Below are 21,060 nucleotides of genomic sequence, written 5' to 3'. Positions count from 1 at the left end.
CAGCCCCTGCACATATTGGCCGGGCTGTATTGCAATAGGTTACGCATTTGCTATAATCCTTTCTGCCAGTGGGCAGTTTGCACCCCCTGATTCCTGAGAGACCGGCCAAAGTTTCCAACAGGGATCAGGGGGTTTTACTTTTTGTGGCTCCTGCCACTCCTAAGCGGTACATCTCCGGGCCGCTCTTCCCGTGCTAAATTCAGTAATAACCCCGTAAGGTTATGTAAACGCCGCTTAACATATCATGCGTTTCTAAGCGGGGCAATACCTGCGAACCCGCTTTTACATAGTAAGATCACTCTTCAGAATCGTCAAATTTCAATCCGTCGTAATAGCTTTTGACAAGAAATTCAATGACTTCAGCCTGAGTGAGTTTTTTAACTTTTGTGATCTCTATCAACATTCTTTTTGCATCTTTGGGGAGATAAAGGTTTAACTGGTCGTGTGTTTCCCGGATACGGTTCCGGTACTCTCTCTGGAACTCCGGGTTACTCTTCTGTTCCTGGCGCTCAGTAACTCTGTTCACTCTTCCTCCCACAGCATACGACTATAACCACCTGAGTATACATGAAAAAACCGCCTTTTCAGGCGGTTTGGAAGTAAACATCAATACGTTCGTGGTAGCATCCAACCTTCATCAAGCATAGTCTTTCGCCACTGGAGATATTTTTCACCCCTGTATTTTTTATGTTGCTCATGCATCCTGGTTAACATTTCCAGCTGGCGATATGCTAGGCCGGCATTGAGCAAGATTATTTCAACAGTAGGCACATGTCGGTTCCGAATATTTACGACAAGTTTACTATCAGTATACTCCCAAGACTCAATTGTCTCGGCCTCAAACAAAATTCTCTTTTGCTTAATAGAGGCCTGTACAGCATAAAGGGCAGCAATACCAACAACACCGGAGTCCATATCTATACCAAAATATGTTTTCTGAGCCGGCATGTATTGTTCCTCTTTAGCCGATGGATTAAAGCATCCATAAACTCTCATGCCTGCAACGACCTTTTTGACTCCCTTACTTTTTACCTGGCGTACAACATATGTGATCAGCATGGCATCGAAAACAAGTAGAGCAACAAACCACGCCAATGCCAGGCTTCCACCTAAAGTAAGAAAGCCAGAATATACAGTCAACGGAAGACTTATTGTTAAAATAACTATACTTATGGCTACAGACAGGCGTGACAGATAGTAGCCAACACCTTTTGATTTAGCCATGTTGTTATCGACAACAGTATACGAATATCCTTTCATATCACGCCCCCGCTATACCATCTTTGTCTTTATCAACCGTATTGGTTGGGTTGAAGTTCTTCGGCCCAGAAGGACGTCCACCTGTATTTTTAGCTCCACGACCAAATGCAGCAAACAGGTCGTGAACATGATTCTGCATATCACCAAGAATTGAATCGTTATGCTTGTTACCAATCCAGCTGATGACGTAGTTAGGCATCCTTGCAGGTAATGCAAATACCCTAGCGACCATACCTGTACACATCCTTGCATAGACAAAAAGGATACCTATCATTGACCAAAGGCCAGTTGTTGAATCTGCCTGTACATTTTCCATTGCTGTTTTGAAAATATAGTTAAGCGCGGTGCCAAGAGCCACAATGGCCAATGATGCAAAAATGAACCCCATTACCATCAACAGTGGTCGAATCATCACATCTATCAGGAAAATATATCCATACGTTGACCGGTCCTCATTAGTTTGGCCAATGTTAATATGGGTAGCGGCCCACAATGAAGATGCAACGATACCAGTCAGCAAAGTAACTAACCAATCCGCCATTGCGACAAACCAATAGATAAATGGCACAAATGGAAGCCAAATTGAAAGCGTTAACCCTATACAGAACAGAGCGACTAAAATCATGTATACGATCGGAGCCGCAGTTTTAATTACACCCTTAATAATATCCTTACCTGAAGTGAAGAAATTAAGTAATCCCGCCCCCATTCCAGCAGCGTTATTACCATCTGCAACACTCATTGCGACATTAACAGCTCCCCAAGCAGCTAGACCACTCTCAGCAGTAAACATCGTGTAATCACCAATGGCTTTCATTTTCAACAAGGGATTCGTTACATCGCTGTATCCATCGCCAGTGCCGTAGTTTCTAGTGGCAAGCCATGAAGTAACATTAAAGTTGAAAATTTTGGTAATCAACGAATCTGCATCACCACTTTTTGCCGCTTCTTCGATGCCTTTATTGTCAATGTTCTGAGCTAAAGCATTATCAGCAGTACCTAAAGGGGGAGTGTAGGTACTGTTTTTCAGTTGTGAATGATATGCCTGGAACAGACCTTTATAATAGTCCGTAGAACCTACATCACCATCACCACTTATCCCTGATACAATAGGTTTCAGATTAGCAACGTCCTTCAGCTCAGTGTTAGCAGTTGCCAGGGTATGATAATAAATACCAAGATATAGCCAGCCTTTTTCCTTTATATCCGACTCCATTTTCTGGAGCATATCATTGCTTCCGGCAGCATTGTCTGCAGCTTGCTGTACTTGTTGTTGGTAATCTCTTGCTGCTGTCTGAATTGCAGTTTCAACGTCAGGCAGCTGCCCATCTCCGGAACGCATTTTAGACATATAAGCAGAGTTAAATTGCTCTGCTGTATTCTTCATCTTACTCCAAAGCGAGTCTGTAGCCTGCTGTTGAACTGCATAAACAGAATCAGCGTAACCACTGGAGAATACCGAAGTCCAACCTGTAGGTTTTTGTGGTAATTTAACAGTCCCACAAACAGCAGAACCATTGTCAACTGAAATTGAGTAACTAGAATCACCAGTATTAAACTTCATCTGGCTATTACTTTCATAATGTTGGCCTGAAGCCTCCATCTGAGCTAACCCTTGATTGACACCAAGAGCGCACAAGTTCATTTCGAACATTCCTTTAGCCACAGAAGCCATTTCTGGCATAACTGGCGTTATATAAACAGCTTTGCCACTCGCTAGTTCCGACGCTGTTTTATCTGCAATAACATTGGCAGAACCTACACCTATGATTGACCCACACCACAGGAAGAGCAGTTGTGCAACGGACCATCCAACAACAGTTGGAACCAAAAGGAGCCAGCCGAATGTTGTTTTAACAAAATTGAAGGCATTATTCCCATCACCCTCTATAAACTTCCCAAGTTGCCCTGCCTGATGTAGTTTTTTAATACTGATTATCGCCATATAAATCAGCGCTAATATGGCGATAACCTCATTCACTGTGAAAAATACGTTATTTAACAACCCATCACCTGACGGACTGAAAGGATTATTTACCACTTCACCAAAAACGGTATGCAGCATCTGACGTGACAAATCACCAGACCGTTTAGCAGCCTCTGTAATACTATCAATTCCCAGATCTGCAGAATATGCCGGGGTAATGAAAAGCGATAGCGGCAACAATGCGACCAATGAGTTTCTTGACTTATTCATGCGCCCCCCGAATCTGGCCAGCTTGTTCAAAATTAAATGTATTGCGCACACCGTTATCGTTAATAAAATGTCTCAATGTACCGAATTCTTCTTCAGAATGGGCCTCATTGCGTAATTGCCAACCTAAAAATTCATAAGTCATTGCTTTTACGAACGAGTAGATACAAACAGCAAACATTAAACCAAGTGTTAATGTCACCTTCAGAAGGCTTACATTGTATTCAGTATTAACAATCAATTTTACACAGCCAGCGATTAAAAACAGGGCAACAAAAACAGCTATAAAGAAGCAACATAACCAATATTTTTTATACTTACCGGCTTTAGCTAGATGCTGTTCTAAGGGGATAGAACTCTTTTTAACAACATCCTCAAACGACTGATTCGAAGCTGATTTTTCGTCCGGAGCTTCCAAATTTTTGATTTGCTTCTTAACGAAAGAAGCCCGCTCATTGAGCAGGCTGATAGATTCCCTTAGTGATTTCCACATAAACTGAATATCACTAATTCCGGTAATATGATAAACCGCTTTTTTCATGCGGCCGGGGGATTTTGTAACTTCTCCCCCTGTTTTATTTTCGTCTGTCATTTTCTGGATACTCCCGCGTTCACACTCTCCAGCTGTGCTGCCAGCATCGGTTTGTATGTTTGATATGCGTCGTTCGCCAGGATCTGGCCAAGCAGCACATTTTGTTTCTCCAGCTGCTGTTTGGTTTTCAACACTAACCAGTTGTTCAGATTGGCGATATTGATTTGCTCACGCATCAAATCTTCGGTGTTCTTGTTGGTCAACGTCGCCTGGTAAGCAGGGTTGCTGTAACGGCGACCTACTTCGAATTCCTCAAACTCTCTGGCAGACATACGGTTAAGCTGTTTCGCCCTGTTACTGGCCGTCGCCTGGAAATAGGATTCGACTTCCGGCACTTTGCGCGCATCTGCAAGCGCGGCATCAGTGGCCGGGTTCGGTTTAGAGTTGGCGATCATTTCCATCTGAGGTTGTGCGGCCGCGTCGGTGAGCGCCTGGTATTGCTGAATCATGCCCAGGTAAATTCGCCCGCTGGCGCCTTTAACTTCCCCACGACTCAGCTGACGACCAGCACTGCGCAACGCGGTATTTTTCATATAGCGCAGCGCCGCATCTGTCTGCTCATCTGTAAACGTCAGATCAGGTGCCTTGCCTTCTTTGCCGGCGCCATAAAGCAACGAGCTCAGCGACGTATCTGCCCGCGGCATGTCAGATACACTTGGGCAGAATGAAGTCCCGCCAAATGCAGCATAATCCGAACTGTCGCAGTACTGGCTGTGAACTTCGGCCGTTGAAGATGCATCCACGTCGGTTGCGCGTGCCGGCACTTCAAAAATAGCCTTAACATCTTTCGCAGAACTGGCGCTTCCCAGCGTTCGCTGACCGCCAGCGGCCGCAGAGGATACCCCCGCGGCGCCACCGCCAATAGACTGCGCACATATATCATCCGGAACACGGTACTTATCCTGTGCCTGCAGCAGCCGGTCATTACGTTTTTGCTCGACTTCGAACTGTCGGTTAGTTTCAGCCACCTGCTGCATTAATGCTGCCTGGCGATCGCCCTGCTGGCTGATTGCCGTACCAATGTTAATCAGCGTGGCCTGGATATTACCTAACAGGCCATTAGCTGTGCTCAACGCCGGCATAACCTGCGTTGAGATGGGAATGCTGCTGTTAACGTTGACCGTATAGGCAAATGCTGACTGTACGCTGAAGGCCAGAATTGAAACGGCCATCACTGACCGTTTTGCTTTTCCGATTTTTATCATCTGAATCCCCTTCTCACATCAGAAATGATTTCTTTAGCGAGCTTCATCGCCATAGTTTGTGATTCTTCTTCAGAATCACGCTCACCACCCTGATTGACCACCATTTCATCAATGATACTTGATGCACTTCCCATAGGGAATCTATTTGCTAATTCTTCCCTTGCTTTTTTCGTTCCAAGCTCTTCATAAAGCACATCTCTGAGCGCTCTGTCTTTTGCAGATGAGTTCAAAGCCCAAAGCAGTTTTGGACCTAATGTGTTTTTCAGAATGTGGCAAATAAGACCACGTTTTGTTTTAAAAATACCGAGGAATGCAGTACCACTTCCGTCCGGATAAACCCCTTGCGGAAGCTGTCTGAAACGACGCAGGATATCGGCCGGGATGTTGATCTCTAATTGCTTCAGATACTCTTCATCCCCTTCCGTCAGGCGCATCATAAACAGGCTGTTCATGGTTTTAAGCACACTCGAAGGCATATGGCTCAGATACTGAGACGAGAACGCAGTACGGACGTTGAATTTACGATCTTCAAGGTCAGCGGTATTCAGCGCATTTTGGATAAAGTCGATGCCGGCAAAGTTATGACACTCATCATAAAAGGTATGTTTAACTTCTTCTGAAAGCTCCCTGATGCGCGCCTGGTGATATGCCCTGTACTGCTCCGGTAAAGCAGGAATGAAGGTTTCTGCGGACTGAGGCAGGTAGTAGTTACGCACAGCCATCTGGCGCGCAAAAAGATACATAATGCCGGACTTGAGCTTACCTGCAGGTGTCGTTCTGTCACCGAGGACGTTTTGCATATCCAGGATCGCAATGCGAGTCTCCGGGCTGAAATCATAAACCGTGATCCCAGAGAAAATGGCATACTCAGCTGCTGCAGCCTGGAAACAACGTGCAACGAAGCCTACTACAGGCTCACTCCCATTAACTTTTACGTCAGCGTATTGGTTTTTAAATGATTCAGTTTGTAGTTCAGCAATAAAATCGTGAATAGTTGGCACAGCATAACGCTGAGCAACCGTCGCAGCATGAAGATATTTTTTGGCAAACAGCTTATCAACGACTTCCCACCATGTAGCTCTTTCAAACCAGTCTTCACCGAGCTCTTTATCCAGACCTGATTCTTTCAGAGCTTCATTAATCACCGGGTCGTTATACTTAAACAAGTTAGCACTTGAATGCGCTTTTGCTTTGTATACGTTTGATACAACCTTACTGACGATTTGGCCAACGCTCATTGCATCTGGCGGCTGGCCAATTGCCGGATCAATACAGAATGCGTTAAGCATCTGCTTTAAGAATACTTCCTCAAACTGCGTCAGATACCTTGAACCTAACTGCGTATCGCAGATGTTAATACAGTGCGATTCGTCATTGTTCAGGGTGATACTGGCAATCTGGTGACGTTTCTCTGACGGCAGCTCAGCGCTAATCAGATCGGCGATACCTTTTGCACTGTAGCCCTTATCAATGATAGTCAGATAAGGCAGTTTTTTATCAGCCCGGTAAATCGAACTCAGGTTAAGGCGGTTGGCCAGCACGCTTTTACCGGAACCTGGAACACCGGTGATGACATCGGTAAATTTCTCCTGCAGGGGACTGGCGATTTGATAGGGGAACAGCTTGCCATCGAGCGTGATGAAGTTGATATTGCCTTTACCATGCCAGGGACTGGCCGGACGTTCAAAAGGTAACATCCGCAAGCCTTCACTCAACGGCGGATAATGCAATGAGCCAGGTGTGGCCGTCGTCAGCCCCGGAACGGATGCAATCAGTGCGCTACCTGGATTGCCATATGTCTTGGACACACCTGATACACCCCAGCCTTCAATCGCCTTAGTTAAAGCCGCCAGGTTGCGTTTGGCTTCATCCTTAGTGTCACCCCAGGTGGCAAAGTTGATGGCCATGATAGCCGTTGGATCGGTTTCGCTCTGGGCCCCGACATAATCCATATCACGCGCGATAGTACCGAGTGAGGGAATGAAACGAAGGAAAGAGACGATCACTGATGGCCAGAACAATGCTTTTTTGCCCCCGCCCATAAAGTCATATTTTATCCGGTACGGGATTTTCCGGTTAATCGCGTTGAATAACTGCTTAAATTTGACAGGGTGAAGTGGTGGCAACTCAAGGGCAACAGAACCGTAATACTTGCCATCGCAGTAAATCAGGCCACCATCTTCTTCCAGTTCCCCTTCCATGATCTGGATATTCAGCCGCGGCGGCAGCACTGAGTCGATATTGCCTTTCCGTGGAGCGCCATAGACTCGCAGATTTTGGTCAAACGGCGTGCGAGGGTACCAGTTTTCTGATGTTGAGTTCCGGAACAGCATCTGACGCATCATTGCGCCGGCGTGTTTGACATCGAGGACATCAACCAGAAGCCCCATCCCCGACTCATCATCCCCCTGAAGCATACCAATCAGCCGCCAAAGCATCGCGTCATGCGTGATCTTCAAACCTTCAAGCTGAAATTCGATTGGGTTCTGACTGAAGCGAGTCTGCGGGATATCCTTCATAACGCCGGCAGCTTTTGCCTGCTCGTTTTTAAGTTCATCCTTCGCAATCATCCCCTTCGAGGTATACAGCACGATGTAAGCGCGTTCACGGCTGTAATGGGCAGCGATTTTTTTTGCGTCATCGGCGATCAGGTCTTTAATGTCTATCTGCAGGCGCTCTATTGCTGCTACCTGCGGTTTATAAACATTATTCAGCTCTTCCTGGTTCTTGGTAAAGTCGCGCTCAAACACCACAGACAGCTTATGGCCACTGTTAATAAAGGAATTCGACAACGAGTTTGAAAGGTGCATGATGAAGTCATTAAACGACTTCTCGTCAAACGATGATTTAGCGCCCTGAATCTCAATAACGGTAAGAAAATCGTTGTTCTTCGTGGTCAGTATGTACGGAGCCCTGATTTCAGGATGCTCAACGCGATCCTGCGACGTAAGCCCTACAACCGTTGTCAAATCACAGTATTTTAACGAGTCATTTGACGTAAGATTGCGTGAGATACCTTCGATCACATCCTCAAAGAAAGAAATCATTTAAAACCTCTCTTACCCTTGTAAATTTCATTCCAGTCACTTACATCCGGCAATTCGTCTGACTCTGCGACAGAAGTGACAAACTCATCGTCAAAATTCATGGGAAGTAACTGATGGTGTTTTTTTATCAGGTGCAGTAAATCGTATCCATCATCACTGCCGGTTTCGTTTAGAACTACGTCAGTTGTACTGAGCAATATCTGTTTAAGTTTCTGTGCCTTTTCACGGTAAGAATCGTCCGTTGACTTTTCCGCCTTTGCAATTGAACGAAACAACAGGCTGTAGAGTTTTCGGTTTGTATTTCTCTTCAGCAGAAGTCCGGTTTGAGTCTCTAGTTTCATTTTCTCCGGGTGTTCGAGCGACAGGCATACAGAGCAAAGCATTCTCTCTTTCTGTCCATCTTCTGCGAGGGAGAAAACATCTTTGCTCTTTATCCCGCACACATGGCATCTGGCAGGTTGTTCATTCCTGGTGAGCTTAAAATCTTTCATGGGGGAACTCCGGTATTGGCCCCGCAAGGCGGGGCCGAAAGGACATTACAGGGTTGCGTCAACACCAACAGTTGAACCAACAGAAGAGATCCATGCGGTCAGGCCGACCAGACAGGCTCCAACAACCATTGACCAGAAGATGAAGCCGCCACTGATATCTTTCCCGCGTTTGTTTTTGAGCCACAGAGCAACAAGACCTACGATGAAGCAGACAACACCAACCACTTTACCAGCGGTAATCAGACCAGGCTGGGTACTGGCCATACCTTCCGTGAAGGTATTGATCTTTTCCCAGATAGTCGTTTCAGCTGCAGCCTCTTTGCTCAGCAATGCCAGCGGCAATACCACTAACGATTTTGCTACCGTTCCGCGCAGCTGATACGCTGCGATGGATGCAGATAACGCCTTGTCTTTGATAAATTTAACAATTTTCATAAAGTATCCTTTTTGATTACCAGTGAATGTTTAATGTGCTCTGCAACGCATCGAGCGTTTGTGTATCGAACATCAGAAGTAGTCCACATACAATTTTCACAATGGATGCCCCTCTCGTGCCCGAAGCTGACAGCTCCGTATGGCCCTCAAGGTAAGAGTCTTTCAACCCCTTAATACCCCTGTAAAAAAAGTATGCACCGAGAATTCTAACAATCCCCAGCACTGCGTTGACTGCTGCGGCTCCCATGCCAAACGTAGATTCGCTCGCATAACTGACGGGTCCGAAACTGACATCGCCAAATCCTAAAGTGGCACCGCCTGAGTTCATCTGTGCTTTCAGCGTGATGAGGCATACACAGAAGATGATCCCGGCAAAAATTCTGCCAACTTCAACACCTTTGGTAGAATGCCTGGCCTGCTTCCGCAGGCTCATCAGATATCCAATAACACCAATGATCCCAACGATTGCAGCGACACCTATGATTAGCCTTGTCAGCGGTTCCTGACCACCGTTAGCAACCTGAATTAATACCGATTCTAAATCCATAGTTTCGCCTTTTTAGGTCCTGATTAGCGGATAAGGCCTTTACTTGTTGTAACGATTCTATTTTCAGTATCGATACCTGTAATGGTGACTCCGCCAAGTTGACTTCCGACCTTCACAGCATACGTCTGGTTTTTGTATTTTACCCAAGCAAGATCGCCAGATAAATCATTAATTGAAAAACCTCTCAACAAAGGTAATGCCTGTGACGTTGCACCGGAAATTGTTCCACTCTGATTACCAAATGAAGGCCCATAACCAGCGGCTTTCATTTTCAGTTCCTGAACCTGATTGTTCAGATTTTTAATTTGTTCATTAGCGCTTTGTAACTGACTGGAAAGGATCATCATTCCATTTTTAGAAGTTGATTCTATCGCGTCCAGCCGTTCCTTTTGCTGCAGCAGAATCCCGGAAATCTGCTCGCGGAAGTCACCAGAATCCTGCCCTGCAGGGGCAGACTGTACGCGCGGACGTTGCGCTGAAGACTGGATCGCCCCATTCCCCGTCGCTGGCGCAGTATCACTATCGGAGCCCCCAAACAACCAGACTAAAAGCAGGATAGCGATGACAGCGATACCACCAATCCATGCATAGTCACTGATATTAAGCGGCTTTTTGCTCGCTTTTGCTGCTGGCGTCACTGTCGGTTTTGGCTTTTCAGCAGGCTTAGCAGACACCGGTTCCTGGGCAGGAGCTGCTTCGTTTTTATTGTCATCTTCAAACAGATTCATTATCAATCTCCTTAACGGTAATACGGGTTATTGGTGCCATACCCGTAGCCGGGGTAGCTTGGAAAGTTTTGCTGAGGGTAATTAGGAGCCGGAGGCTGAGGCATCTGCTGAGGTTGCACACTAGATAGTGTGGGAGTTGCTTGCTGCTGCACCTGCTCTGCAGAAGCATTTTCCATATTCTCGCCACAGTCGCTTTCATACACAGGCGCGACAAACTGGATGCCTATGAGTTGGTTACGGTCAACCGTAACCTGCTTAATCGGCAGGCGGGCTGCATCGTCGGCCAGGACACGCCCTGCTTGCTCACCCATCCCGCCAATAATGGTACCGGCAACCGCTTTGCCATCAGGTGTACCAGTTGAACGATATGCATTCCCGCCGTCAGTGATAATCATCTGCGAATTGCTGTCCGCATACAGCTGACCAGTTCGGCCTAATCCGTTAGCAACAGCCGGCAGAATAATACGGCTGAACCAGCGGTTATTTACATTTGAGGAAACGGCCGCGCGCAACGAGTCGGAAGCCACGCCATACGCATCGACCTTACACTGCACTCCGTTCAGCTCCATGCCGGTGAAGTGAATTCGAATACCATCGCCGGCAAGACGGTTTTGGCCAGAATAGAATTTGGCGCCGGCCTGCGCTCCAGTTGGAACATGGGCAATAGCAATACTGTTCTGATCGTCACTGTCCATCGCCGTATCCATTACTGCCGGCACAAGCGTGTAAGCCGATACAAGCCGGGCTCCTTTATCTTTGACCTTATTCTTCGCCCCCTGTTGTTTTTCAGCATCCGGCTTTTTGTTCTGCGGATAGACCGAATCGGTCCACCCTGAGAAGGTGCCGCCGTTCTTGTCATTACCCTCTGCTCCCAGAGGGGTTGCAAGAGCAACACCCGTGACAACCGGTGTTCTGGCCTGGTCTATTTTCTGCAGTAACGTAGCCACAGCTTTAGCCTGACGCTCACGCTCTTTCTGCTCAGCATCATTAGCCTTACTGTTATCGCCCGACTGTTTTGCTGACGATTCCCACGAATATTTTGGTGGCGGTGCTTTGGTGCCGTAATCAACGGCCACCGGGTTACTGGCTGACAACGTGGATATGAAACTATCCCCCGTGAGAGCCGCTTTTTCTGAGTTATCAGCATTCCACTCATTCAGCAGCTTGTTGTATTGGGGATCATTAGCTTTTTCCCTGCCAGTTTTCCCTTCCAGCCCCTGGGCCTTCACCTGCGACCCGCCCGTTGCCGGCTCATCTGATGAGCCAAACAACCAGTACCCTCCCAGAAGCGCCACAACTGCAGCGGCGCCACCGACGTAGAGCATCATTTTTCTGGTTTCTTTACCTTTATCTGTAGCCATCGTCGTTCCCCTTAATTCAGCTCAACTTCAACGTCACGCGCCTGACCGTTAACCGAAAAAGTCAGCACTGGTGTTGCCGGCAGCACGTAAACATGTGTGCCATCGATAGCGGAAAGCGTTTTTTCAAACTCATCCTGCAGCTGCATGTTACTTCTGACGTAGAGCTCATCACCGATCTGCCAGACTTTGGTACTCCCTGGCGCGTTTTTAAGTTTCAACCGCTGAGCATCTTCAGGCGGGATGCCATCGAGCACGCTCTGCAGCTGCTTGTCATACAGTGAGATTTTTTTCTCAGGAGTAGCGGTATAAACCGGTGTGTCAGGACTGCGCTTCGGGATACGGAGATCCAGACGATAATCAACATCAACGGTTTTTGATTTAACGGAGGGTTCTGCCCCCTTCACGTTAATAATGACCGGCGTAGCCAGCCCCTTCAGAAGCACTGTGATGTTCCCGCTGGCATAGGCATTGGTCGGCTGGATTGTGAATACCGCCGATCCTGGAATATAGCCAACACACAGTTCACCACCAGATGCACAGGGACTCGAATTATATGGAGGGGCGCCTAATACCCAGGGGTGTCCGGTTGCATCTGAAAACGTCACTGTGGTTGCCTGGTTTGGAAATACCCGTACCTGCGGAATGGATGCACCAGCTGACAGTGATACCGTCTGGCTTGAAATTCGTGGGATCGGCGTTAATGGTGAGGTTTTGGCCGCCGCGCTCATATCTTCCATTGCGCTGCGGGCAGACCGCACCTGACCAGGGGTAATAGGCTGGATCTGCTGCAGAACAGGTGCAGGTAACTCTTCCAGTGTCTGCGGATTAACATGAGTAACCTGCTGCTGTGGTGGAGGAATCTGCGGCATGGGTGCAGGAGGCAGTGCAGTAGTTGGCTGCTGTTGGGCCTGTGCCTGTGGTTGTTGGCCTTGCGCCTGCTGCTGACCTTGTTCCTGTGCTGTTTGCTGTGGAGGCTGTTGCACCTGTGACTGCTGATTTACGGGCAACCCGGAACTGGCCTGCTGCCATTGAGCAATATCACCACCAGGCACAGCTGGCGCCGTTTGCTGCGGCGCTCCATTACCAGTCGGCGCATCAGCTGCAGATACAGAATTTGCCGAAAACAGTGCGGCCATAAGTACAGTTAACAGTTTAATCTTCATGATTGACCTCAGTAGTTCCGGGGTTTGAGAATGGCCTGTGCTACTTGAATACCCCGTGGATCTTCGTCTTCTTTTACGCGGCGTACCTGAACCATCAAATCGTAAGGTTGCGGTCTGTAGTCCTGAGCCTGCCCAACAAGCTGAACAGTCACCGGAATGCGGTATTGCCAGGCATAGGTTTTGGTGCCACGGATAAGACCTTCCGTGATCAGGGTTCCAGGAGTTGTGGAAAGTTTTACGTTCAGACGTTTTTCACTGATATCTTTCAGCAGCCCACTATCGGACAGCGCTTTACGGAAACTAACGTACCCTTCAGCGCTAAAATCGCCGCGGACGCTGGTTAATTGGTTTTCGTAATTCACAAAGTTCAGTGAAAGCGATTTGATCATTGTACGGTTGGCAAAGTCCATCACCTCTTCCGCCGTGTAAGCGGGTTCATCGGTTGGATGAACTTCTGTGATCATGCCCCCATTCGTTGCAATATATTTGGTTTTTTTCTGGTGAAGCCAGTAACCCTGAAGACCAATGATAATGATTGCGACTAATATGATTAGCGTTTGAATCAAAATTACTTTTAAACCATGTTTCGATACGATTTCTTGTACCGTTCGGTTACTCTCTTCAGCCAGAGCTGGAGCAAGGGCGTTGCTGTCATCATCAACGACTGAGTTTTGATCCGAGTCAGTTTGATCCATAATATTTTCACCATTTTGTGTTTTCATAGAGTTTCTCTTTTCAAAAGTTTGTGTTAGAAAATCACGCAGATCGTTAATGAACAATGAGGTATACATGAGCGAACATAATGATTACGAATCCTGTGCAGTTATCATGTGCGAACGACGAAAAGCCACCGCCGTTTTGCGCAAAATCCCGCCAGAAAACCTTGAACAACTCATTAATATGTGGTCCGACATTGCACAGGGAATGATCGAGAAATTTAAGGAAGAACAGAAGGCCACTGAAGAGAAAGCCGCAGCCACAAAGCGGTTCATGGAAGAACACAATATTACGGCTGATGAAGCTCTCCAGATCTTCGAAAATCTCTTTGGTCCGTCCACGAAAAGTAAATCCACTTTTGGAAAAGTGAAGTACCGGATCGAAGTTGATGGAAAGTCCATAACCTGGACAGGAAAAGGTCGCCGACCTGCAGCGTTTGCCGAGATGAGCGACGATGAGCTCAAAAAATATGAAATCAGCTGAAGACTGGCTGCATACTGTCAGACGTTTCATGAATGAAGATTCGCTTGATACGTATGTAGACTCAAAACGTGATGTTCTACCTGCCACAGAATTTATGCGTTTACTAACCGCGGCGGAACACCGCCGCGTTGAAATACGAACCGGCAAGCTATTCGATAAAATCCCGAAAGGACTCTTCCGGTAGTTACAAATGGAACGGGAATGCATCACTGTTTGCATCCTCACCACTTCCACTCGCAGCTGCCGGATTGTTTAATTGCACATTTTTAGAAGATGCGTTGGGCAGGATACCTGACGTATCTGGCAGTCGGGATGAAATCGTTGACCACGGGTCCAGCGTCGTATTAGTCAGGCTCCCCCACTTCTCATTAATCTTCGATTTAACCGTATTGCATACCTCATCCTTCACCTTATCAATAATGTCGCTGATAGACGGAAACTGTGGGATTTTAAGTGATACCGATAGCGACCCCAGGCACTGTCCGAGAGAATCAGACGTACTGGATTCGCTTTTTGCGGCGTTGTTAATCCTTTCCACTTCCTGCTTATAGGCAGCATCTGCACCAGCTTTTGCCAGTTCGTATGCTGCACAGGTCTGTGTTGCCGCAAATGAGCTCACAGAAATGCAGGAAAACCCTACTGCAACGAGTAGGGTTTTTGTTTTATGGCCGAGGCGCTGACTTTGCGACTGGTGCATGAGTCTGTTCTCTCCTTTCATCATCTTTTCTTTTTGCAGAATTTGAAGGATGAAAAAGCTGCTTCATTACTGTTTTGTTTTTTACCTCATCTGAGGCCGCTTGTAAATGCTGAGGCTGTTTTTCATTTGCAATTGTGTTTTTGTAAAGCAAATTTTTACCCCCCTGATCTACATGTCCATAACCATGCAAAACAATTCCACTTTCGGCATTTTTATTGATTGCTGAAAGAGTCATATACGTTTTCCAGTTTCCGTCTTTATCAATACGCTTGTTCACTTTTCCAATCACGCTATGGTACTCACCGGACTCCTTATCCTTTGCGATCCCCTGCATGAATCCTTTACGCGACTCAACAAGGAAATAATCTGGGCGTTCGCCTTTTTTATGCGGTGCGATCAGCAAAGGTGTACCCGCGGTTTTTGACTCTTGAGGGAGTTTATAGCCTGTGGGCTTTGTCATGCTTTCTGGAGCTGGCTTACCATTAGGCAAGAACCAGTACAGTTCTTTTTCAGGCACGGCCTCACGGCTGAGATCAACACCGGTAATCTGCTGAATTGTTGTGCGGAGCTTCTGGAAGGTTGCAGCATCATACGGAACCAGTTCAGAAGGCTTATAGGCCTGTTCATTCCCTGCTGTTGGCTGTGGGTATACAGGCTTTACTTCCCACTCATTACGTTTGGTCTGGATAGTTTCATAACGAACGATCTTGTTGCTTTCATCACGGACAGGTGCATTCACCTCAACATCCACAAATCCCAGCTTTCTGACTGTAACAAGACGTTCTGTGTCTACACCAGCATCTTTAACCGCTCTCTCAAGGTCTTTCCCCCAGAGTGTCTTCTCTCCATGTTCATTTTTGAGGGTGACAAAGTAGTTCATGGATTCATCTTCTTTCCACTCATACTTAGCACGTCCATGCGCGACGATAACGCCTTTCTCCCAGGGTTCACCTGCAGCTTTATCTTCCTTTTGAGTATCAGATGCATTCTGCTTCTTCGGCTGCACAGAGGCCGATTCTTCCCAGCGCATTCCATTCTGCTGAACTGATGAATTTGTCTTTTCGTTTGCCCCTTCCTGCTTATTCGCATTTGAATCAGCAACATTTTCTTTTGCCGTTTCTTTTGCTGTTTCATTTGCTTTTTTGAGTTCGAGCAATTTAACCCTTTGTTCTGGGTTAGTCAGTTTCACCTCAATGTTGTATTCACTGATAAGGTTAAACACTCGCTCTTTAAATTCGTCACTGCCGGTGATTTCAATACCACGATGATGTTGCTTATCCGCGGTTAGAACGGCCGCCAGGATCATCTCGTCACTCTGGCTGGCTTCAGGGGTAGCCATACGCAGATGTGAGCCGTAATCGTAAAACGCATCCTGTCCATCAAGCGTATACGCCGTATAGTCTTTCTCTGCTCTGTACCCAAACCGGGCAATTAACCCTTCCAGGTCTATACGTTCTTTTGGGGGCGTTTCTGCATTATCGTTGGTTGCCCAGCGTATGCCGTTTTCCAGTTCTTCGTTTGTTTTTTTCTTCTCCTCGGTTTCATTTTCAGCCGGGGCGGTATTAGCTACAGATTCGCTGGGCGCTATCCTTTCAGGCTTTTGCTGAGCGGAGTCAGTTGTTTCACCGCCAAAGGCCATCATAGCGGCATACGCCTCAAGATCACTGGCGCTATTACTCTCTTCATCATCGCCGTCTCGATCTGTTGGTGCGGTGTATTCCGGTTCAGCAGCTGCAGGGGTGCTGGACACCGGCACAGCTTCCTCCGGTTCGGCAGCTGCAGGGGCGCTGGCCACCGGCGCGGTTTCCTCCGGTTCAGCAGCTGCAGGGGCGCTGGCCACCGGCGCGGTTTCCTCCGGTTCAGCAGCTGCAGGGGCGCTGGCCACCGGCGCGACTTCCTCCGGTTCAGCAGCTGCAGGGGCGCTGGCCACCGGCGCGGTTTCCTCCGGTTCAGCAGCTGCAGGGGCGCTGGCCACCGGCGCGACTTCCTCCGGTTCATCAGCTGCAGGGGCGCTGGCCACCGGCGCGACTTCCACCGGTTCATCAGCTGCAGGGGCGCTGGCCACCTGCGCGGCTTCCACCGGTTCATCAGCTGCAGGGGCGCTGGCCACCGGCGCGGTTTCCTCCGGTTCGGCAGCTGCAGGGGCGCTGGCCACCGGCGCGGCTTTTTCAGGATCTGCAACGGCAGCGCTGTCAGTCGAGCTGTGATTAACGTCAGTAATGTTCGGGTTATCAGTCGGCATAGTGTCTACCCTGTTCATTTGATTAATGGCTCCTTCTACCTGCAATCTGACTTGCTCCAGCCCTTCAGAGACATGCAAATCGTTGTAGTCAGTAAGCCCTTCTTTCGGGTTGCTAAAGGCAGGGACCAGAACATGGCCGGCAGTCAGCTCTGCAGCTTCTGTCGCTTTTTCTAGCCCAACGTTCTCGTCTTTATAAATGTCATTGTCAGCAAGGAAGTAATGAGTGCTGTTTGGAAAGGTGTCTTTCAGGCGGCCAGCAACTTCCACCATGTTGCCGGCATTAACCGTCATGATCACAGGCTGATTGATGGCTTCGCTGATACTGGCTGCTGTCGCATATCCCTCGGCATAAAGCAGGTTGTCACCATCCTTCAGTTGACCACCCACAACGAAAAAACTCCCCCATGCCTGGCCGTCTTTTTCAAGGTGTTTACTACCGTCGGACCAGATGCGCTCAAGGGTCCTGAACTCGCCATCAGCATTAAACAGAGGGATCACAACGTTGCCCCGCTCATCAGCTTTAAGGCCGTTAGCGGCAATGACCTGTTTGTTTTTCAGGTATGCCAGATCTCCCGTGGCATCCGGAAGCCGGTTATATTCTTCCATCAACCGGTTAGCGGTCTGATCAAACTTATCCGCTTGCGCTGCAGCTCTTTGTTCACGCCTTGCCGCAGCATCAGCACGGAGCATGGCCATTTGTTCAGGGTTAGGGGCTGCGCCGGTAGATACCCATTTCTGAATTTCACCACCGTTCTTATAGTCCCTGTACCACCCTGCAGGTCGGCCATCCAGAAAGGCGGCATACACCCCCTTTCTTGAACCAGCTTTACCGTCCACGGTATCGACATAATGCTTCTGGCCATCGAACTCTATGGGGTCTTTGATAATGGCACCGCGCTCTTCAAGCCACGCCGTAAATTCATCTTCAATGGCCTGAATATCCAGGGGCGGTTCTTCGATCACTTTATTGGGGTCAAAAATCCACTCTTTCAGCCGGCTCAGGTTGGCCCCCGGCTGTGCATACCACACCTTTTCTTCCTTCACGTAGTCCAGAGCATTACTGCCATCAGCCAGTTTGCCGGCCGCACGTATTGCACGTTGGCGATCGTCAAAGGGAATACTCAGACGGGTTCTTTCAGTTGCAATTTCAGGTTTCGCCATACTGTCTACCCCTGTAGTTATGTGTTATCGCTGAGAGCGCCGGTACCACCACGGCCGCCCGGTAAGTTTTTTCCCGCGGATAACCCGGAGAATGACCTGGTACAGCACCGGTAACGTGTAGCCCATCATGGCCAGCAGAAAGTAAAAGAGAACCACACAGGTGCAGATAACAAAGGTTTTTACTGACGGGAACGGAAACCAGATGAAGTACACAAGAAACGAGATAACAGGCACACCAAAAACCGTCAGTGGCCGGCCGGCATAACGCCATTTGTTAATGTCCATACTTGCCCTCTTTTAACGCCAGATAGTCCATATATCCTGCGACCTCGATGACTTCCGCTTCGTCGATCAAACCTTCCTGGTGCATTGCCCAGGCGTTCTGAATCAGACTGCGGTTTTCAGCGATCAACAGGTCGTCGATGTAGCGGCCCCACTTGCTGTAATCAACGTCATAGAGTTTGCGGCGCAGGCTGTTATCAATGACGAGATATTCACGGACAGCCTTGCGCCGGCCGTCTTTTGTTTTAAGCAAGCGTTGCACGATGATGTAAGAAAGGATACTCAGCAGGTCAAAGGCGGCAGCTTCACGCATTTCCGGCGGATAGTTCTGCAATGATCGGGAAATGGCTTCTCCGACCGTTTTGACGTGCAGTGTGCCAAGACAAAAGTGGCCGGATTTACCTGCCAGTACAGCAGCTTCAAATGACAGGCGGTTAAGGAGCTCACCAACCCCCATAATCTTCGGAGAACGACGGAGCCCGGAGAGAGTGATAAAATTGTGGAAGGAATCAATATCGCGCCCAATCTGTGACTGTGCCGGCGCCGGCGCAATCCAGTCTCGACTTCCCAGGCGATACTCGATGGGATCTTCAACCGTGATGATTTTCCGGTCCTGGTACGTTTCACCGCAATACTGGAAGATGCTGGCCATCAGGGTTGACTTGCCCGATCCCGTCTCGCCGCATATCAGTCCGAGGCCGGCAGCCGGCAACAGAGAATTAAACAGGTCCGGCTCAATACCCATTTGTTTAAGCTGAGGAATAACCTCATTCAGAACACGGAGTGTCAGAGACATTGCCGCTTCTGTTTTATAAATATCGGCCTGAGTAAAGTTCGCGCGGAACCGGCGGGTTTCGCCGCGGCCGAGTCCAATCGTGCCCGCTTCATCACCTCTTAGCTGGATAGCGGTATTAACGACCGCAGCACTTTTCAGCGTCCCTTTGATCTCCTGACCGAACACCTTATCAACGGTACGTTCCAGCTCCAGGTTGTCGAGCGGGTAAGATGTCATGGGCAACTGGCGCCCATGACGTTCTACCCAGATTTTATCTCCGCCCTGCAACAGAATATCGGACACTTCATTGTTTGAGCAGTGTACGAGAAAACGTTCCAGCGTCTGGGGCGTCAGCGTTGGACCAAAATTGAATGCTTCCATCTACTGCCCCTTAACGTATGGTCGGTTTCCAGCTGCGTTTGTTGATGTCAAACTCAGCTTGCTGCTTCATACGTTTCGTTTTATCGCCCAGCATGAGGCGGTTTTTATCCCCTGTAACTGTTTGCTGCTGCTGTGTGATGACTGGAGCCTTAATCATGCCCTGCTGCAGTAGCGTGCTGTAGCGCAACATGCCGGTGTAATCCCGTGTGAGGCGATTGAAATTAGCAGTGAATATCTCATCAGCTTTTTGGCGACCGTCAGACCAGCCCAGCGCGACAGCTTTTTTCCAGATATCACGTTGTTTCCCGTCCTTCGGCATTGCAGCCGGTTCAGGCAATTCGATCCGCTGCGCCATCAGCCCGGTCAGAAGATAGCTTTTCCAGGTCGGCGGGTTACTGACAAAGCGCGCCGGCACCACAATGTCATAGGCACGGTTGGCCGTTCGGATTTGCTCATTGGTAATGTGTGCAACGTCTTTAGCTTCAGCAATGACCGGAGGCAGGTAGCCTTCAGAAGAGATCAGCGGCTGGAACGAATACATGTAATCAAGGTTGCTGCGCTGATTTTCCAGCGCGGCGCGAATTTCTTTAGCGCGTTCTGCCTTTCCGCCGCGAAATCCAATGGTGTGCGCTGCGTCGTTTAGCATACTGCCAGTAACATCGGCCTCATCGTCACTTTGGCTTGGCGGGTCCATGTAGTAATCCAGGCCTTTAACATCGGAGTCGTCCGCGCGTGCAACGTTCGCAGCAAGCAGCGGTAACGTCAGAAGCACGATCAGTTTAAGTTTCATGGGCGGGTCCCTCTGAGGAATGAACCTTTCTTCGATGGTGTGAGGTAAAGCAGCTGCAGTTCACCGGGTTTCTGGTTGATGGTGGCACGGTACTGCGTTTGTTGTCGGATCAGGGTCAGCAACTGTTCAAACGTAACCTTCGAACCACCAACATCGATATTGAGTGGAAGCGGTAACTTGATCCCCTGACTGGTGAATTGAAGGCCACGCTGTTTAGCCAGTTGCTCCAGTAATTCGTAAGCATCACCCTGCCAGCTCACACGAACATACTGACTGTTTGCATTGATAATGGTAGGGAATTTGTAACGGGTCCTGTTAATGGCTCCAGCCTGGTAAAGCTCATCCTGTGCGAGTTTTATCTTAATGGCTTGCTCACGCAATTCCTGATCTACCAGCTGCTGTGCAGAGATTTGTTTTTCCTTTTCGCTTTGAGAGGCACACCCGGCAAGAGCTAACACAGAAACGGCCGCGAGGACCGTTTGCATTTTGATTTTCATTTCTTACTCCAT

General features: G+C 48.4%; 21 protein-coding genes. 2 read left to right on the top strand and 19 right to left on the bottom strand.

Going from position 1 to position 21,060, the window contains the following annotated elements; all coding sequences use genetic code 11:
* Positions 1–295: 295 nt before the first annotated feature.
* The 13 genes from repC to WHR59_RS24385 form a co-directional block, all read right to left on the bottom strand.
* Positions 296–526, bottom strand: coding sequence for an IncL/M type plasmid replication protein RepC (repC, locus tag WHR59_RS24445; RefSeq protein WP_011091085.1), 231 nt, complete (start codon positions 524–526; stop codon positions 296–298).
* Between the two features lie 80 nt (positions 527–606).
* A complete protein-coding gene (locus WHR59_RS24440; RefSeq protein ID WP_015060005.1) occupies positions 607–1,260 on the bottom strand; it encodes a hypothetical protein in 654 nt (217 codons plus the stop codon).
* 1 nt (position 1,261) lies between these two features.
* On the bottom strand, positions 1,262–3,457 hold the full coding sequence (locus WHR59_RS24435; RefSeq protein ID WP_015062834.1) for a DotA/TraY family protein: 2,196 nt from the start codon (positions 3,455–3,457) through the stop codon (positions 1,262–1,264).
* Positions 3,450–4,046, bottom strand: coding sequence for a hypothetical protein (locus WHR59_RS24430; RefSeq protein ID WP_032419542.1), 597 nt, complete (start codon positions 4,044–4,046; stop codon positions 3,450–3,452). Before WHR59_RS24430 ends, WHR59_RS24435 begins: the two co-directional genes overlap by 8 nt.
* Positions 4,043–5,251: a conjugal transfer protein TraW gene (gene traW / locus WHR59_RS24425; RefSeq protein WP_011091082.1), complete on the bottom strand. Its 1,209-nt coding sequence runs from the start codon at positions 5,249–5,251 to the stop codon at positions 4,043–4,045. The genes WHR59_RS24430 and traW overlap by 4 nt, the downstream gene beginning before the upstream one ends.
* Positions 5,248–8,298 (bottom strand): hypothetical protein, encoded by a 3,051-nt coding sequence (locus WHR59_RS24420; protein ID WP_004187482.1) that lies wholly within the window; start codon positions 8,296–8,298, stop codon positions 5,248–5,250. The genes traW and WHR59_RS24420 overlap by 4 nt, the downstream gene beginning before the upstream one ends.
* Positions 8,295–8,789 (bottom strand): hypothetical protein, encoded by a 495-nt coding sequence (locus WHR59_RS24415; RefSeq protein WP_004187480.1) that lies wholly within the window; start codon positions 8,787–8,789, stop codon positions 8,295–8,297. The genes WHR59_RS24420 and WHR59_RS24415 overlap by 4 nt, the downstream gene beginning before the upstream one ends.
* 45 nt (positions 8,790–8,834) lie before the next feature.
* Positions 8,835–9,224, bottom strand: coding sequence for a DUF6750 family protein (locus WHR59_RS24410; RefSeq protein ID WP_004187479.1), 390 nt, complete (start codon positions 9,222–9,224; stop codon positions 8,835–8,837).
* A 16-nt stretch (positions 9,225–9,240) separates the two neighbouring features.
* Entirely contained in the window at positions 9,241–9,771 is a 531-nt protein-coding gene (gene traQ, locus WHR59_RS24405; RefSeq protein WP_004187478.1) for a conjugal transfer protein TraQ, read from the bottom strand.
* A gap of 23 nt (positions 9,772–9,794) precedes the next feature.
* Positions 9,795–10,499 (bottom strand): conjugal transfer protein TraP, encoded by a 705-nt coding sequence (gene traP, locus WHR59_RS24400; protein WP_015060002.1) that lies wholly within the window; start codon positions 10,497–10,499, stop codon positions 9,795–9,797.
* Positions 10,500–10,510: 11 nt separating this feature from the next.
* Entirely contained in the window at positions 10,511–11,860 is a 1,350-nt protein-coding gene (gene traO, locus WHR59_RS24395; RefSeq protein WP_004187474.1) for a conjugal transfer protein TraO, read from the bottom strand.
* An 11-nt stretch (positions 11,861–11,871) separates the two neighbouring features.
* Positions 11,872–13,023, bottom strand: a complete 1,152-nt coding sequence (locus WHR59_RS24390; RefSeq protein ID WP_004187471.1) for a DotH/IcmK family type IV secretion protein — start codon at positions 13,021–13,023, stop codon at positions 11,872–11,874.
* Positions 13,024–13,031: 8 nt separating this feature from the next.
* Positions 13,032–13,745, bottom strand: coding sequence for a DotI/IcmL family type IV secretion protein (locus WHR59_RS24385; RefSeq protein WP_004187467.1), 714 nt, complete (start codon positions 13,743–13,745; stop codon positions 13,032–13,034).
* Between the two features lie 67 nt (positions 13,746–13,812).
* On the opposite strand from WHR59_RS24385, the gene WHR59_RS24380 reads away from it, so the two are divergent.
* Both WHR59_RS24380 and WHR59_RS24375 read left to right on the top strand, forming a co-directional pair.
* Positions 13,813–14,223, top strand: a complete 411-nt coding sequence (locus WHR59_RS24380) for an H-NS family nucleoid-associated regulatory protein (protein WP_004187465.1) — start codon at positions 13,813–13,815, stop codon at positions 14,221–14,223.
* Positions 14,195–14,407: an Hha/YmoA family nucleoid-associated regulatory protein gene (locus WHR59_RS24375; protein ID WP_305953721.1), complete on the top strand. Its 213-nt coding sequence runs from the start codon at positions 14,195–14,197 to the stop codon at positions 14,405–14,407. The genes WHR59_RS24380 and WHR59_RS24375 overlap by 29 nt, the downstream gene beginning before the upstream one ends.
* Here WHR59_RS24375 and WHR59_RS24370 read toward each other — a convergent pair whose 3' ends face one another.
* The 6 genes from WHR59_RS24370 to WHR59_RS24345 are packed head-to-tail and all read right to left on the bottom strand — an operon-like array spanning position 14,408 to position 21,048.
* A complete protein-coding gene (locus WHR59_RS24370) occupies positions 14,408–14,920 on the bottom strand; it encodes a hypothetical protein (protein ID WP_011091071.1) in 513 nt (170 codons plus the stop codon).
* Positions 14,886–18,323, bottom strand: a complete 3,438-nt coding sequence (locus WHR59_RS24365; RefSeq protein ID WP_015586048.1) for an LPD7 domain-containing protein — start codon at positions 18,321–18,323, stop codon at positions 14,886–14,888. The genes WHR59_RS24370 and WHR59_RS24365 overlap by 35 nt, the downstream gene beginning before the upstream one ends.
* Before the next feature lie 24 nt (positions 18,324–18,347).
* Positions 18,348–18,608: an IcmT/TraK family protein gene (icmT, locus tag WHR59_RS24360; protein ID WP_004187310.1), complete on the bottom strand. Its 261-nt coding sequence runs from the start codon at positions 18,606–18,608 to the stop codon at positions 18,348–18,350.
* Positions 18,598–19,761: a plasmid transfer ATPase TraJ gene (gene traJ, locus WHR59_RS24355; RefSeq protein ID WP_004187313.1), complete on the bottom strand. Its 1,164-nt coding sequence runs from the start codon at positions 19,759–19,761 to the stop codon at positions 18,598–18,600. The genes icmT and traJ overlap by 11 nt, the downstream gene beginning before the upstream one ends.
* A gap of 10 nt (positions 19,762–19,771) precedes the next feature.
* Entirely contained in the window at positions 19,772–20,551 is a 780-nt protein-coding gene (locus WHR59_RS24350) for a type IV secretory system conjugative DNA transfer family protein (RefSeq protein WP_004187315.1), read from the bottom strand.
* Positions 20,548–21,048: a DotD/TraH family lipoprotein gene (locus WHR59_RS24345; protein WP_004187320.1), complete on the bottom strand. Its 501-nt coding sequence runs from the start codon at positions 21,046–21,048 to the stop codon at positions 20,548–20,550. The genes WHR59_RS24350 and WHR59_RS24345 overlap by 4 nt, the downstream gene beginning before the upstream one ends.
* Between the last annotated feature and the right edge of the window lie 12 nt (positions 21,049–21,060).

Source organism: Citrobacter europaeus, from assembly GCF_037482245.1.
Taxonomy (GTDB): Bacteria; Pseudomonadota; Gammaproteobacteria; order Enterobacterales; family Enterobacteriaceae; genus Citrobacter; species Citrobacter europaeus.
The sequence above is the reverse complement of the archived record's forward strand: the minus strand, read 5'-3'. Positions and strand labels throughout refer to the sequence as shown.

Coding starts and splice junctions, on each gene's coding strand:
- WHR59_RS24440 (WP_015060005.1), bottom strand. CDS start 1,260: ATGAAAGGATATTCGTATACTGTTGTCGATAACAACATGGCTAAATCA.
- WHR59_RS24435 (WP_015062834.1), bottom strand. CDS start 3,457: ATGAATAAGTCAAGAAACTCATTGGTCGCATTGTTGCCGCTATCGCTT.
- WHR59_RS24430 (WP_032419542.1), bottom strand. CDS start 4,046: ATGACAGACGAAAATAAAACAGGGGGAGAAGTTACAAAATCCCCCGGC.
- traW (WP_011091082.1), bottom strand. CDS start 5,251: ATGATAAAAATCGGAAAAGCAAAACGGTCAGTGATGGCCGTTTCAATT.
- WHR59_RS24420 (WP_004187482.1), bottom strand. CDS start 8,298: ATGATTTCTTTCTTTGAGGATGTGATCGAAGGTATCTCACGCAATCTT.
- WHR59_RS24415 (WP_004187480.1), bottom strand. CDS start 8,789: ATGAAAGATTTTAAGCTCACCAGGAATGAACAACCTGCCAGATGCCAT.
- WHR59_RS24410 (WP_004187479.1), bottom strand. CDS start 9,224: ATGAAAATTGTTAAATTTATCAAAGACAAGGCGTTATCTGCATCCATC.
- traQ (WP_004187478.1), bottom strand. CDS start 9,771: ATGGATTTAGAATCGGTATTAATTCAGGTTGCTAACGGTGGTCAGGAA.
- traP (WP_015060002.1), bottom strand. CDS start 10,499: ATGAATCTGTTTGAAGATGACAATAAAAACGAAGCAGCTCCTGCCCAG.
- traO (WP_004187474.1), bottom strand. CDS start 11,860: ATGGCTACAGATAAAGGTAAAGAAACCAGAAAAATGATGCTCTACGTC.
- WHR59_RS24390 (WP_004187471.1), bottom strand. CDS start 13,023: ATGAAGATTAAACTGTTAACTGTACTTATGGCCGCACTGTTTTCGGCA.
- WHR59_RS24385 (WP_004187467.1), bottom strand. CDS start 13,745: ATGAAAACACAAAATGGTGAAAATATTATGGATCAAACTGACTCGGAT.
- WHR59_RS24380 (WP_004187465.1), top strand. CDS start 13,813: ATGAGCGAACATAATGATTACGAATCCTGTGCAGTTATCATGTGCGAA.
- WHR59_RS24375 (WP_305953721.1), top strand. CDS start 14,195: ATGAGCTCAAAAAATATGAAATCAGCTGAAGACTGGCTGCATACTGTC.
- WHR59_RS24370 (WP_011091071.1), bottom strand. CDS start 14,920: ATGCACCAGTCGCAAAGTCAGCGCCTCGGCCATAAAACAAAAACCCTA.
- WHR59_RS24365 (WP_015586048.1), bottom strand. CDS start 18,323: ATGGCGAAACCTGAAATTGCAACTGAAAGAACCCGTCTGAGTATTCCC.
- icmT (WP_004187310.1), bottom strand. CDS start 18,608: ATGGACATTAACAAATGGCGTTATGCCGGCCGGCCACTGACGGTTTTT.
- traJ (WP_004187313.1), bottom strand. CDS start 19,761: ATGGAAGCATTCAATTTTGGTCCAACGCTGACGCCCCAGACGCTGGAA.
- WHR59_RS24350 (WP_004187315.1), bottom strand. CDS start 20,551: ATGAAACTTAAACTGATCGTGCTTCTGACGTTACCGCTGCTTGCTGCG.
- WHR59_RS24345 (WP_004187320.1), bottom strand. CDS start 21,048: ATGAAAATCAAAATGCAAACGGTCCTCGCGGCCGTTTCTGTGTTAGCT.